At 60.9% G+C, this 13878-nt stretch carries 12 protein-coding genes; 6 read left to right on the forward strand and 6 right to left on the reverse strand.

Features of this window, described 5'->3' with window-relative positions; translation table 11 throughout:
- Nucleotides 1-93 precede the first annotated feature (93 nt).
- From rhtB to KGA85_RS14230, 3 genes are all read left to right on the forward strand, one after another.
- Nucleotides 94-726, forward strand: coding sequence for a homoserine/homoserine lactone efflux protein (rhtB, locus tag KGA85_RS14220; protein WP_223455417.1), 633 nt, complete (start codon nucleotides 94-96; stop codon nucleotides 724-726).
- 160 nt (nucleotides 727-886) lie between these two features.
- Nucleotides 887-2785, forward strand: a complete 1899-nt coding sequence (locus KGA85_RS14225) for a cytochrome c/FTR1 family iron permease (RefSeq protein ID WP_223455419.1) — start codon at nucleotides 887-889, stop codon at nucleotides 2783-2785.
- Nucleotides 2786-2893: 108 nt separating this feature from the next.
- Nucleotides 2894-3349 carry a YaiI/YqxD family protein gene (locus KGA85_RS14230; protein WP_223455421.1) on the forward strand — a complete coding sequence of 152 codons (456 nt, stop codon included), beginning with the start codon at nucleotides 2894-2896 and terminating at the stop codon, nucleotides 3347-3349.
- Between the two features lie 119 nt (nucleotides 3350-3468).
- Here the strand turns inward: KGA85_RS14230 and elbB are convergent, their stop codons facing one another.
- Nucleotides 3469-4137 (reverse strand): isoprenoid biosynthesis glyoxalase ElbB, encoded by a 669-nt coding sequence (gene elbB, locus KGA85_RS14235; RefSeq protein ID WP_110657862.1) that lies wholly within the window; start codon nucleotides 4135-4137, stop codon nucleotides 3469-3471.
- Nucleotides 4138-4252: 115 nt separating this feature from the next.
- Between elbB and KGA85_RS14240 the strand changes: the two genes are divergently transcribed.
- Complete coding sequence (locus KGA85_RS14240) at nucleotides 4253-5488, forward strand: sterol desaturase family protein (protein WP_223455422.1); 1236 nt, start codon at nucleotides 4253-4255, stop codon at nucleotides 5486-5488.
- Here KGA85_RS14240 and KGA85_RS14245 read toward each other — a convergent pair.
- A complete protein-coding gene (locus KGA85_RS14245; RefSeq protein WP_223455424.1) occupies nucleotides 5469-6101 on the reverse strand; it encodes a DedA family protein in 633 nt (210 codons plus the stop codon). The genes KGA85_RS14240 and KGA85_RS14245 overlap by 20 nt on opposite strands.
- A 475-nt stretch (nucleotides 6102-6576) precedes the next feature.
- On the opposite strand from KGA85_RS14245, the gene hemB reads away from it, so the two are divergent.
- A complete protein-coding gene (gene hemB / locus KGA85_RS14250) occupies nucleotides 6577-7590 on the forward strand; it encodes a porphobilinogen synthase (RefSeq protein WP_046039035.1) in 1014 nt (337 codons plus the stop codon).
- 18 nt (nucleotides 7591-7608) lie between these two features.
- Nucleotides 7609-9843 carry a polyphosphate kinase 1 gene (gene ppk1 / locus KGA85_RS14255; protein WP_223455426.1) on the forward strand — a complete coding sequence of 745 codons (2235 nt, stop codon included), beginning with the start codon at nucleotides 7609-7611 and terminating at the stop codon, nucleotides 9841-9843.
- 220 nt (nucleotides 9844-10063) lie between these two features.
- On the opposite strand, the gene ppx is transcribed toward ppk1, so the two are convergent.
- From ppx to KGA85_RS14275, 4 genes are all read right to left on the reverse strand, one after another.
- Entirely contained in the window at nucleotides 10064-11566 is a 1503-nt protein-coding gene (gene ppx / locus KGA85_RS14260; RefSeq protein WP_223455428.1) for an exopolyphosphatase, read from the reverse strand.
- A gap of 256 nt (nucleotides 11567-11822) precedes the next feature.
- A complete protein-coding gene (locus tag KGA85_RS14265) occupies nucleotides 11823-12560 on the reverse strand; it encodes an amino acid ABC transporter ATP-binding protein (RefSeq protein WP_223455430.1) in 738 nt (245 codons plus the stop codon).
- Nucleotides 12547-13197 carry an amino acid ABC transporter permease gene (locus tag KGA85_RS14270; RefSeq protein WP_007998944.1) on the reverse strand — a complete coding sequence of 217 codons (651 nt, stop codon included), beginning with the start codon at nucleotides 13195-13197 and terminating at the stop codon, nucleotides 12547-12549. Before KGA85_RS14270 ends, KGA85_RS14265 begins: the two co-directional genes overlap by 14 nt.
- A complete protein-coding gene (locus KGA85_RS14275; protein WP_223455432.1) occupies nucleotides 13194-13862 on the reverse strand; it encodes an amino acid ABC transporter permease in 669 nt (222 codons plus the stop codon). Before KGA85_RS14275 ends, KGA85_RS14270 begins: the two co-directional genes overlap by 4 nt.
- Nucleotides 13863-13878 lie beyond the last annotated feature (16 nt).

Consider the following 13878-nt stretch of genomic DNA (forward strand, 5'->3'; position numbering starts at 1 on the left):
CGGCCGCCGACACATCCTGCAAAAAATCGGTAGTCATCCAACCAAAGCCGCATTAGCTTAGACGTCTGTCACGAGTCTGAGTCGAGGTGTGCAATGGAGCTTCAAACATGGCTGGCGTTTTTTGCCGCCTGCTGGGTGATCAGCCTGTCCCCCGGTGCCGGCGCCATTGCGTCGATGTCCAGCGGCCTGCAATACGGTTTCTGGCGCGGCTACTGGAACGCCCTGGGCCTGCAATTGGGCCTGGCTTTGCAGATCGTCATCGTCGGTGCCGGTGTCGGCGCCATTCTCACGGCTTCGGCCACGGCCTTCTACGCAATCAAATGGTTTGGCGTAGCGTATCTGGTTTACCTCGCGATCAAGCAATGGCGTGCGCTGCCCAGCGATATGAGCGATGACGCGGCAGTGCGCCAGATCGGCAAGCCGATAGCCCTGGTGTTCCGTGGTTTTCTGGTGAACATCAGCAACCCCAAGGCGCTGGTGTTCATGCTGGCGGTGTTGCCGCAGTTCATCGACCCGCATGCGCCGCTGTTGATCCAGTATCTGGTGATCGGCGTGACCATGATCTGCGTCGACCTGATCGTCATGGCCGGCTACACCGGTCTGGCGTCCAAAGTGCTGCGTCTGTTGCGCACACCGAAACAGCAAAAACGCATGAACCGAACCTTTGCAGGGCTGTTCATCGGGGCGGCGGCGTTCATGGCGACGTTGCGTAGGGCCGCCGTGTAAAACGGCGACTTACAAAAAAGGCGACCCTGGTGGTCGCCTTTTTCGTTTGGGGAGCAGCTCCCGAAACAGATGCAATTACGAAGAAGTCCCAACAAAGCTTGAGCGAAACCTGATGGGCGATAACAATATGTAACTTCGTTTTTCAAATTGAGATTCATTCATGATTGCCCCCTCCCGTTTCCTGGCCTGGCTGTTGCTGCCGCTGTTGGCTGCGTGCAGCTTTCAACTGCTGGCCGCTCCCGCCGAAGGTGCGCCGCAGGCGCTGCACTTGCTCGATTGCATCGGCGCGGATTACCCGGACACGGTGCAGGCGGGCAGCATCACGGACCAGGCCGGATTTCGCGCGCAGCAAGAATCGGTCAAGACGCTGGGAAGTCTGATTGCAGCCATGCCGGCCAAGCCGGAAAAAGCCGCGCTGGAGCAAAGCCTGACCGCGCTGGGAAATTCCATCGACGCCCGTCAGGACGGTGCCGACGTCGCGCGCCAGGCCCGGCAACTGGGTGCGAAGCTGGCCGTAGCCTATGAAGTCAGCCAGGCCCCGGTCATTACGCCGGACCCGGTGCGTGGCGCGCCGCTGTACGCTCAGCATTGCTCGGTTTGCCATGGCGATACAGGGGCCGGCGACGGCCCGGCAGGTGTCGGCATGACGCCACCGCCATCCAATCTGCGTGACACCACACGACTGGATCGACTGAGCCTCTACGCGATCTACAGCACCCTGGGCCTGGGGGTCGAAGGGACTGACATGCCGGCCTTTGCCGATCAACTGGATGATCGTCAGCGTTGGGACCTGGCCACCTATATCGCCAGCTTCAGTGTTGACCCGGCGACGGCCAAGGCTGAAAAGACCTACAACATCGCCGACCTGGCTCGTCAGACCCCGGCCGAAGTGCTGGCCGCCGAAGGCCCGCAAGCCGCCGCGACCTTCCGTGCCCAGCGGGCGCAACCGCCGCAGGTCAAGCGTGGCCCGGCACAATTGCTCGACTACACAGCTGCCACTCTGGACAAGAGCATCGCGGCATATCGTGCCGGTGAGCATGATCAGGCTTATGACTTATCCGTAGCGGCGTATCTGGAAGGCTTCGAGCTGGTTGAGAGCTCGCTGGATAACATTGACGCCAACGTGCGTAAAGACACTGAAAAATCCCTGATGGCCTACCGTCAGTCGTTGCAGGATGGTCTGCCGGTGAGCGAGGTCGAGCAGCGCCTGGACCTGGCCAAGGACAAGTTGAAGGCATCGGCCGGCCTGCTCGGCAACGACGGTTTGAGTTGGTCGCTGAGTTACATTTCCGGCCTGCTGATTCTGCTGCGCGAAGGTCTGGAAGCGATTCTGGTGCTGGCGGCGATCCTTGCTTTCCTGCGTAACACGGGTCAACAGGCGGCGGTGCGCAGCGTCAATGTCGGTTGGGGCCTGGCGTTTGTGGCGGGGCTGGGCACTTGGGCGCTGGCAGCCTATGTGATTGATGTCAGCGGTTCGCAGCGCGAATTGCTCGAAGGCGCGACGGCGTTGTTTGCCAGCGTCATGGTGCTGTGGCTGGGCGTGTGGATGCATGACCGTCGTCACGCGGCGGCCTGGCAGGATTACATCAAGACCAGCCTGGTGGGCGGCGGCGGGCGTTTCGGTTTTGCGACCCTGGCGTTCTTCTCGGTGTATCGCGAGCTGTTCGAAGTGATTCTGTTCTACGAAACCCTGTGGTTGCAGGCCGGTCCCGCGGGGCACAACGCGGTGCTGGCCGGTGGGGCCACGGCGCTGGTGCTGCTGGTCGGCCTGGCCTGGGTGATTTTGCGCGGTTCGGCGAAGTTGCCGCTGGCGCTGTTCTTCAGCATCAACGCAGGTCTTTTGTGCGCCTTGTCAGTGGTGTTTGCCGGGCATGGCGTGAAAGCGCTGCAGGAAGCCGGGATTTTCGGCACGCGACCGGTGCCGTTCTTTGACTTTGAATGGCTGGGGATCCATGCCGATGCGTATTCGTTGAGCGCCCAGGCTGTGGCGATCATTGCGATTGTCGTGTTGTACGGTCGTAGCCGGGTGGTTGAGAGGCAGCGGGTGCAGGTTTCTTAAACGGCATTCGCTTCGCTCACTTTCGCGGGCAAGCCACGCTCCCACAGGTTTAGCGTTAACCTGTGGTGCGTGGCTTGCCCGTGATGCTTTTCAACAGAGGAAAATTCAATGCGTGTGTGGATCGATGCCGACGCCTGCCCCCGGGCAGCCAAGGATCTGGTGGTGAAGTTCGCCCTCAAGCGCCAGTTCGAAGTGGTGTTGGTGGCCGGGCAACCGCAGATCAAGCCGGGGCTGGCGCTGGTCAAGCTGATCGTGGTGCCGAGCGGCCCGGATGCGGCCGATGACTACCTGGTGGAACACGCGGTGCCCGGTGAGCTGGTGATCTGCAGCGATGTGCCATTGGCCGACCGTCTGGTGAAGAAGGGCGTGGCTGCGCTCGATCCACGAGGCAAGGAGTTTGATGCGCAGAACATGGGGGAGCGGCTGGCGGTGCGCAACCTGTTCACCGATTTGCGCGAACAGGGGCAAATGGGTGGTGGACCCGCACCGTTTGGCGACCGTGAGAAGCAGGCGTTTGCCAATGCGCTGGACCGGATCCTCACACGGCTGGCCCGCAAACTGTAGGAGCGAGCTTGCTCCGGGCGGCGCTCCGACGATGGACGTCAACGATGATGAGTGCTGGCTGGATGAACGCGGCGCTCTCACGTCTTTCGCGAGCAAGTTCGCTCCTACAGTCAACCGTGTCAGGCGTCGTTTTCGTGGGTCAGTTCGAGCACACGGTCGACCAGTTTGTTGATTCCGGACGCCACCTCACTGATCGATTGCGCCAGCATGTAAGCCGGTGTGCTCACCAGTTTGCGTGCCTTGTCCTCGACGATGTCACTGACCGCGCAATCGGTATGGGTCGCGCCCATCTTGTTCATCGCGGCAGCGGTGTCGGTGTCGTTGCCAATGGTGCAGGTGACGCCAGGCCCGTAGATTTTTGCCGCCAGGGCTGGGGAAATGCACATCAACCCCACCGGTTTGCCGGCCTCGGCAAAAGCTTCGGTCAGTGCCAGGACATCCGGTTGAACGGTGCAGCCGGCGCCTTCGATGGCAAAGTTGGACAGGTTCTTGGCCGAGCCGAAGCCGCCGGGCACGATCAGCGCATCGAACTCATCGACGTTAGCGTCACGGATATCCTTGATGTTGCCCCGGGCGATCCGCGCCGATTCCACCAGCACGTTGCGCGATTCGGGCATTTCTTCGCCGGTCAGGTGGTTGATCACATGCAACTGCGCGATGTTCGGTGCGAAACACTGCACCTGGGCACCGCGTTGGTCCAGGCGCAGCAAGGTGATGACGCTCTCGTGGAGCTCGGCGCCGTCGTACACGCCACAACCGGAAAGGATCACTGCAACTTTTTTGCTCATGGGCTTTTCTCCAGATTCATGGCGTTAAATGTCCACTAATTTGTCACTCGTTGCCATAGGGTTAATTCACGGCTACACATAGCATCTGTCCTCAAGATTCCGATCAGGGCGCGTCATGGACTTCATTCTGTATGCGGTGCCGTTCTTCTTTGTGCTGATCGCCGTCGAGCTGCTGGCCGACCGTTGGCGCGGGGTGAGCAATTATCGGGTGGCGGACGCGATCAACAGCATCAGCACCGGCGTGCTGTCGACCACCACGGGCCTGTTGACCAAGGGTGTGGGTCTGGTGACCTATGCGTTTGCCCTCAAGCACCTGGCGCTGTTCGAACTGTCGGCCGACAGCGTCTGGACCTGGGTGTTTGCCTTTGTCTTCTACGACTTCTGCTACTACTGGCTGCACCGCATGGGCCACGAGCGCAACATTCTCTGGGCCGCCCATTCGGTGCATCACCAGAGCGAGGACTACAACCTGTCCACGGCGTTGCGCCAGACCAGTACCGGATTTCTGTTGAGCTGGATCTTCTATCTGCCGATGGCGGTGTCCGGCGTGCCGCTGCTGGTGTTCGTCAGCGTCGCGGCGCTGAACCTGCTGTACCAGTTCTGGGTGCACACGCGGCACATTCCCAAGCTTGGCTGGTTCGAATGGTTCTTTGTCACGCCGTCCAATCATCGGGCTCACCATGCACAGAACGCTCTCTACATGGATCGCAACTACGGCGGCGTGTTCATTATTTGGGACCGTCTGTTCGGCTCGTTCCAGGAAGAGGACGACAACGAACCGGTGATCTTCGGCGTGACCACGCCACTGGCGAGCTGGAACCCCGTGTGGGCGAACGTGCAGTTCTACGCGCAGTTGTGGGCAGATGCGCGAAGTGCCGAAAGCACCTGGGACAAGCTGCGGATCTGGTTCATGCGCACCGGCTGGCGCCCGGCGGACGTGGCGGCCAGATACCCGATGAACAAGCCGGACCTGAGCCAGTTCCGTAAATTCGAAGTAGCACTGGACGGGCGTCAGCAGCTCTACGTCCTCTTGCAGTTCTGCGTCTATATCGCACTGGGCAGCTACTTGATGAATCTTGAACCGAAGCTGCCAGTCGCCGCCCTGGTCTTGGGCTGGGGAGCGGTGGCGCTCGGTTTGTTTGTGCTGGGCGTAGCCCTGGAGAATCGCCCGTGGGCGTTGAAGCTGGAACTGGTGCGGCTGGCATCGAATCTGCCATTGGTATGGCTGGCCCCGATGGTGGGACTGTGGCCGGCCAGCGCGGTGGGCTGGGTCGGCCTGCTCAGTTACAGTCTGTTGAGCGGCATCGGTCTCTACTGTTGCAGAGACCGTATCACTCGGCTGGCGTCGTAGGGCCTTCGGCCTTGGTTCGCTCGGCCTTCAGGGCTTGTTCGTCGGCGTAGACCTGCTTGGCCAGGCGGGCATTCTTGAAGCGCCGGCGCAGCCACAGCACGAAGCCCAGGACCAGCAGTGCACCGAGCACCCAGAGTTCGTACTTCTTCACACTGCCGAGCATGCCTTCGAGCACTGCGCCGAAATGGTACGCGGCCGCCGCCAGGGCTGCGGCCCAGATCGCTGCACCAATTCCGTTGAGCAGCAGGTAACGGCCCGGCGGATAGCCTGACAGCCCGATGGCCACCGGCATCACCGTGCGTAAACCGTAGACGAAACGGAAGCTCAACACCCAGATGTCCGGATGCTTGCGAATGTGTTCCAGCGCCCGGTCACCCATCATCTGCCAGCGCGGCTTGCGCACCAGCAGCTTGCGGCCATGTTTGCGCCCCAGAAAGTACCACAGCTGGTCACCGGCATAGCTGCCGAAGAAGGCCACGACCACCACCAGGTTGATGTCCATGTATCCACGGAACGCGAGGAAGCCCGCGAGTACCAGGATGGTTTCGCCTTCGAAGAACGTGCCTAGAAAAAGGGCAAAATAGCCGAAGTCATGCAGAAATTGTTGGAGCATTGTCTGGGTGCTGGCGAAATGAACGCGCAGCCTAACCCTTCGGACACATTCAGGAAAGTGTCCAAATGTGTCTCGACGTGAACATTTCCTACAATGACAATGGAATGCGGCTATAGGGGGCGTTCTCAATTAGTTTCCCCGCCGCGCCGGGTCTGCTGTTGTGCAGGGCAAGGCGCGAGAAGCACAGTTTGGTCATTCCAAATCAGCTTCGAGCAACGCAGCCCTGCACAACAGCAGGCCCGGCCCTTCGGGTTGTGCCTTAAAGCGGGCCAGGCTGCGTTGCAGGCCTTGGAAAGGGAACAACCATTCCCAGCGGCCTGCGCCTTGCCTGGCCCGCTTTAAGGCGACAACGCGGCGGGGAAACTAATTGAGAACGCCCCCTAGTCACAGGGATGCGCACAACTGTAATACGTTCGTCATAATGGCCGCTTATAACTGTCACGCTCGCCCGTAAGCGCGGGCTCAGGAGTCTGCCGTGAGCTTTACCCCCGCCAACCGTTTGTTCCCCGCAACCCGCCTGCGCCGCAATCGTCGTGACGACTTCTCGCGTCGTCTGGTCCGTGAAAACGTCCTGACTGTCGATGACCTGATCCTGCCGGTGTTCGTTCTGGACGGTGAAAACCGTCGCGAAGCGGTGGCTTCGATGCCGGGCGTCGAACGCCTGACCATCGACCTGTTGCTGGAAGAAGCGGCCAAGTGGGTCGAGCTGGGGATTCCGGCGCTGGCGCTGTTCCCGGTGACACCGGCGGAACTCAAGTCGCTGGACGCCGCCGAAGCGTGGAACCCCGAAGGTATCGCCCAACGCGCGACCCGTGCGCTGCGTGCACGATTCCCTGAGCTGGGTGTGATCACCGACGTTGCCTTGGACCCGTTCACCACCCACGGCCAGGACGGCATTCTTGATGAAGAAGGCTACGTGCAGAACGACATCACCGTCGACGCACTGGTCAGGCAAGCCCTGTCCCACGCCGAAGCCGGCGCTCAGGTCGTGGCCCCATCGGACATGATGGACGGTCGCATCCAGGCGATCCGCGAAGCCCTCGAAGTGGCCGGTCACGTCAACGTGCGGATCATGGCCTACTCGGCCAAGTACGCCAGCGCCTACTACGGCCCGTTCCGCGATGCGGTCGGTTCGGCGCTGAACCTGGGCAAGGCCAACAAGGCCTCCTATCAGATGGACCCGGCCAACAGCAACGAAGCCCTGCACGAAGTGGCGGCGGACTTGTCAGAAGGTGCAGACATGGTCATGGTCAAGCCAGGCATGCCGTACCTGGACATCCTGTGCCGGGTAAAAGAAGAATTCAAAGTGCCGACGTTTGTTTATCAAGTCAGCGGCGAATACGCCATGCACATGGCGGCGATCCAGAATGGCTGGTTGAGCGAAGGGGTTATCCTCGAGTCCCTGACCGCTTTCAAACGTGCAGGGGCTGATGGCATCCTGACGTACTTTGCCGTTCGTGCTGCTCAATTGTTACGAGAGCAAAAATAGCCCTCCCAGGAACATTCGATGAATACCGAAGTCCTCACTGAAGTTGCCGTAAAAGACGCTCAACCTGTGGTGGAGCAAGTCGACGAGACCCCGCCGGAGCTGGAGCCAGCTCCGCCCGCGGCGGTCGTCGAAACCGCCGTGACAGCGCCAGCGCCAGCGCCAGCGCTGGCCATTCCCGGCCTGGATGACAGCAGCCTGTACATCCACCGCGAGCTCTCGCAACTGCAGTTCAACATCCGCGTGCTGGAGCAGGCGCTGGACGAGTCCTATCCATTGCTGGAGCGGCTGAAGTTTCTGTTGATCTTCTCCAGCAACCTGGACGAGTTCTTCGAAATTCGCGTCGCCGGCCTCAAGAAGCAGATCACCTTCGCCCGTGAACAGGCCGGCGCCGATGGTCTGCAACCGCATCAGGCGCTGGCGCGCATCAGCGAACTGGTCCACGGTCACGTCGATCGCCAGTACGCGATCCTCAACGACATTCTGTTGCCGGAGCTGGAAAAACATCAGGTCCGCTTCATCCGTCGCCGTAACTGGACGACCAAGCTCAAGACCTGGGTCCGCCGCTATTTCCGTGACGAGATCGCACCGATCATCACCCCGATCGGCCTCGACCCGACGCACCCGTTCCCGTTGTTGGTGAACAAGAGCCTGAACTTCATCGTCGAGCTCGAAGGCATTGACGCCTTTGGCCGCGATTCCGGTCTGGCGATCATCCCGGCGCCACGCCTGCTGCCGCGCATCATCAAGGTGCCGGAAGAAGTCGGTGGCGCTGGCGACAACTATGTATTCCTGTCGTCGATGATTCACGCTCACGCCGATGACCTGTTCCAGGGCATGAAGGTCAAGGGCTGCTACCAGTTCCGCCTGACCCGGAACGCCGACCTGGCGCTGGACTCCGAAGACGTCGAAGACCTGGCCCGCGCCTTGCGCGGCGAACTGTTCTCCCGTCGCTATGGCGATGCAGTGCGTCTGGAAGTGGCCGACACGTGCCCGAAACACCTGTCCGACTACCTGCTCAAGCAGTTCAACCTGAGCGAGACGGAGTTGTATCAGGTCAACGGTCCGGTGAACCTGACGCGGCTGTTCAGCATCACCGGCCTGGACAGCCAGCGCGAGCTGCAATACCTGCCGTTCACCCCGCAGATTCCGAAACTGCTGCAGAACAGCGAGAACATTTTCAGCGTGATCAGCAAGCAGGACATCCTGCTGCTGCACCCGTTCGAGTCGTTCACTCCGGTGGTCGACCTGCTGCGCCAGGCCGCCAAGGACCCGCACGTGTTGGCGGTGCGCCAGACCCTGTACCGTTCCGGCGCCAACTCGGAAATCGTCGATGCGCTGGTGGATGCGGCGCGTAACGGCAAGGAAGTGACTGCGGTGATCGAACTGCGTGCGCGGTTCGACGAAGAGTCCAACCTGCAACTGGCCAGCCGTCTGCAAGCGGCCGGTGCGGTGGTGATCTACGGTGTGGTCGGCTTCAAGACCCACGCCAAGATGATGCTGATTTTGCGTCGCGAAGCCGGTGAAATCGTGCGTTACGCGCACCTTGGTACGGGTAACTACCACGCCGGCAACGCCCGCCTGTACACCGACTACAGCCTGCTGACCTCCGACGACGCCTTGTGCGAAGACGTCGGCAAACTGTTCAGCCAGTTGATCGGCATGGGTAAGACGCTGCGCATGAAGAAACTGCTGCATGCGCCGTTCACCCTGAAAAAGGGCATGCTCGACATGATTGCCCGCGAAACCCAGTTCGCCCTCGACGGCAAACCGGCGCACATCATCGCCAAGTTCAACTCGCTGACCGATCCGAAGATCATCCGCGCGCTGTACAAGGCCAGCCAGTCAGGTGTGCGCATCGATCTGGTGGTGCGTGGCATGTGCTGCCTGCGGCCGGGCATCGCCGGGGTTTCCCACAACATCCATGTGCGTTCGATCATTGGCCGCTTCCTGGAACACACCCGGGTCTTCTACTTCCTCAACGGTGGCGACGAGCAGATGTACCTGTCCAGTGCCGACTGGATGGAACGCAACCTCGACAAGCGCGTCGAGACTTGCTTCCCGGTGGAAGGCAAGAAGCTGATCATGCGGGTCAAGAAAGAACTGGAGTTGTATCTGACCGATAACACCCACAGCTGGAGCCTGCAGTCGGACGGTCGATACATCCGTAACACGCCGACCGGCAACCAGAACCCGCGCAGCGCCCAGGCGACATTGCTGGAGCGTTTGGGCAGCCCGATACTGGCTGTGCGGTAACAGGAGTCAGCGGGTGAAAAAAAGGGCGATCCAAATGGATCGCCCTTTTTCGTTTTCACTATATTCCTGTGGCGAGGGAGCTTGCTCCCGTTGGGCTGCGCAGCAGCCCCAAAATCAGTGACCAGATATTTTCTGATTACCTGCAAGCGCGGAGGGGGCGCTTCGCACCCCAGCGGGAGCAAGCTCCCTCGCCACAGGGGTTGGCTTCATTTCTGGTGTTTCAGCGAGCGCTCAACACGATATCGACCCGGGTCAGCCATTGCGCTTCAATTTCGAAGTCGGCCTGGGTCAGCTGGTTTTCGTCCAGCCAGTTTTCCGGGAACACCACTTCGAGGCTGTTGCCATGGGCGTTCAGCTCCACCTGGGGCATTTGCTGGGTGCCACGGATGTGGTGGAACAGGATCGCAAAGCGCAGCAGCGCGCACAGGCGAATCAGCTTGATGCCGTCGTCGCCGAAATCGGCGAACCTGTCCTTGGGAATGTTGCGGCGGTGACCGCGTACCAGCAGCGCAAGCATCAACTGGTCTTCGCGGGAGAACCCGGCGAGGTCCGAATGCTCGATCAGGTAGGCACCGTGCTTGTGGTACTGGTAGTGAGCGATGTCCAGGCCCACCTCATGGACCTTGGCCGCCCAGCCGAGCAGTTCGCGCCAGACGCCGTCTTCCAGATCCCAATCCTCCGCCACTTGGTCGAACGCATGCAGCGCCTTGCGCTCGACCCGTACCGCCTGTTCCTGGTCGACGTGGTAGCGCTCCATCAGCGAAGTGAGGGTGCGCTCGCGCACATCTTCGTGATGATGGCGGCCCAGCAGGTCATAGAGCACGCCTTCGCGCAGGGCGCCTTCGCAGTGATCCATGCGTTGCAGTTCGAGGGCGTCGAAGATCGCTTCGAGGATCGCCAGGCCGGCCGGGAAAATCGCCCGGCGATCCGGTTTGATGCCTTCGAAATCGATTTTTTCGACGTCGCCCATCTTGATCAGTTTGCGCTTGAGCCAGGCCAGGCCTTCGGCGTTGACCTCGCCGGTACCATGGCCGCCAGCCTTCAGTGCCAGGCCGATGGCGCGGATGGTGCCCGAGGAGCCGATGGCTTCATCCCAGGTCAGGCGGTGCAGGGCGTGTTCGATGCTCATGATCTCCAGCCGTGCCGCGGTGTACGCCTGGGCGTAACGGGCCGGGGTGATCTTGCCGTCCTTGAAATAGCGCTGGGTGTAGCTGACGCAACCCATCTGCAGGCTTTCGCGCAGCAGCGGTTCGAAGCGCTGGCCAATGATGAATTCGGTACTGCCGCCGCCGATGTCGGCCACCAGGCGCTTGCCCGGGGTGTCGGCGAGGGTGTGGGACACGCCGAGGTAGATCAGGCGCGCTTCTTCACGGCCGGAAATGACTTCCACCGGGTGACCGAGAATTTCTTCGGCGCGACGGATGAATTCGGCACGGTTGCGGGCTTCACGCAAGGCGTTGGTGCCGACGATGCGAACGGCGCCGGTGGGCATACCGCTGATCAGTTGGGCGAAGCGCTTGAGGCAGTCGAGCCCGCGCTGCATCGATTCTTCGTTGAGATGGCGCTCTTCGTCGATGCCAGCGGCCAGCTGAACCTTCTCCCCGAGACGCTCGAGAATACGGATCTCGTCGTTCTGGGACTTGGCCACGACCATGTGAAAGCTGTTGGAGCCCAGGTCGATTGCGGCGATCAGGGACAGATTCTTGGCTTGGGATTGCGGCATGGTCAGGGGTCTCGGTCGATAACCTCGACATCGTGCCACGATCAAAGGCTGCCGCCAACGCGTAGGAGCTGCCGAAGGCTGCGATCTTTTACCACGGGGCTCTAGTGGTGCGGCCACTGGCCTCTTCGCGGGCAAGCCCGCTCCCACAGGTTTTTGCAGCGAATACGCAATCGTATTTCAACAGAAGACCCTGTGGGAGCGGCGGTGCGGCGGTCCGACTTGCCCGCGAAGGCGGCGTCATTAGCACCGATGATCTTCAGCCCGCCGCCTCAACTGTCCCGATGAAATTCGCCAGCTCCGCCGTCTGCGGGTTGGCGAACAGTACTTTCGGATCCCCAACCTCATGCACCTTGCCCTGGTGCATGAACACCAACTTATCCCCAACCTCCCGGGCGAAGCGCATTTCGTGGGTGACCATGATCAGCGTCATGCCTTCCCTGGCCAGTTGCCGGACCACGCTCAGCACTTCATTGACCAGTTCCGGGTCCAGCGCCGAGGTGATTTCGTCACAAAGCAAAACTTTCGGCGACATTGCCAGTGCCCGGGCAATCGCCACCCGCTGTTGCTGCCCGCCGGACAAGCGATCCGGGAAAGCATCGAATTTCTCCCCCAGCCCGACCCGCTCCAGCATCTGCCGCGCCAGTTCGACGGCCTTGGCTTTCGGTACTTTCTGCACCACTTGCGGCGCGAGCATGACGTTCTCGCCGACGGTCAGGTGCGGGAACAGGTTGAACTGTTGGAACACCATGCCGACTTTCTGCCGCAGGCTGCGCAGATCGGCGCGGGCGGCGTCGAGGTACTCGCCGTCGACTTCGATCACGCCGTCGTTGATCGACTCCAGGCCGTTGAGTGTGCGCAGCAAGGTGGACTTGCCCGAGCCACTACGGCCGATGATTGCCACCACCTGGCCTTCCTCGATGCTCAGGTCGATGCCTTTGAGCACATGGTGATCGCCGTAGTATTTATGCAGGGCGGAAATTCTAAGCAGAGGCATGCAGTCTCCTTTCCAGGTATCGCGCACTGAGCGACAAGGGGTAGCAGAGCAGGAAGTAGCCGAGGGCGACGAGGCCGTAGACCATGAAAGGTTCGAAGGTGGCGTTGGCGAGCATGCCGCCAGTCTTGGTCAGCTCGGTGAAGCCGATGATCGAGGTGACGGCGGTGCCTTTGACTACTTGCACCGAGAAGCCCACGGTCGGCGCCACGGCGATGCGCAACGCCTGGGGCAGGATCACATGGCGCAATTGTTCCAGCGGGTTCAGCGCCAGGCTCGATGAGGCCTCCCACTGACCGTTGGGAATCGAATCGACGCAACCGCGCCAGATCTCCGCCAGATAGGCACTGGTGAACAACGTCAGTGCAATCGCCGCCGCCATCCACGGCGAAATCTCTATCCCGGCCAAAGCCACGCCGAAAAACACCAGGAACAGCTGCATCAATAGCGGTGTGCCCTGGAACAGTTCGATGTAAGTGCGGGCGAAACTGCGCGGCAGGGATTTGTCCGAGATGCGCATGACCATGATCAGCAAGCCAATCAGTCCGCCGCCAACGAACGCCACCAGCGACAGCGCCAAGGTCCATTGCAGGCCCGTGAGCAGGTTGCGCACGATGTCCCAGAAGGTGAAGTCGCTCATCGGCTGCTCCTTGCAATGAACCGGTGGCCGATCCAGTTCAGCAACTGGCGGATCAGCAGCGCCATGCACAGGTACAGCAGCGTGGTCAGGGCGTAGGTTTCAAAAGCGCGGAAGTTGCGCGATTGAATGAAGTTGGCGGCGAAGCTCAGCTCTTCGGTGGCGATTTGCGAGCAGACTGCCGAACCGAGCATGACGATGATGATCTGGCTGCTCAGGGCCGGCCAGACTTTGCCCAATGCTGGCAGCAGCACCACATGGCGGAATGCTTCGAAACGCGTCATCGCCAGTGCTGCCGCGGCTTCCAGCTGACCCCGGGGGATCGCCTGGATGCCTGCGCGGATGATCTCGGTGGAATAGGCACCGAGGTTGATCACCATCGCCAGCACCGCCGCCTGCCATTCGGAAATCTGCACGCCCAGGGACGGCAAACCGAAGAAGATGAAAAACAACTGCACCAGAAATGGTGTGTTGCGGATCAACTCGACGTAGACCGCGAAAATCCCCGCGAAAGGCCGGATGTTCCACGCCCGCACCAGCGCCCCGACGATGCCCAGCCCCACGCCGAGCACGGCGCCGATGACGGTCAGCTCAAGGGTGAACAACGCACCGCGCAGCAGTAGATCGGTGTTGTTCACCACTGGCAGGAAATCGAACTGATAAGCCATAAAACGTCTCCAGCGC

Source organism: Pseudomonas sp. GL-B-12 (assembly GCF_019955895.1).
Classification (GTDB): Bacteria; Pseudomonadota; Gammaproteobacteria; order Pseudomonadales; family Pseudomonadaceae; genus Aquipseudomonas.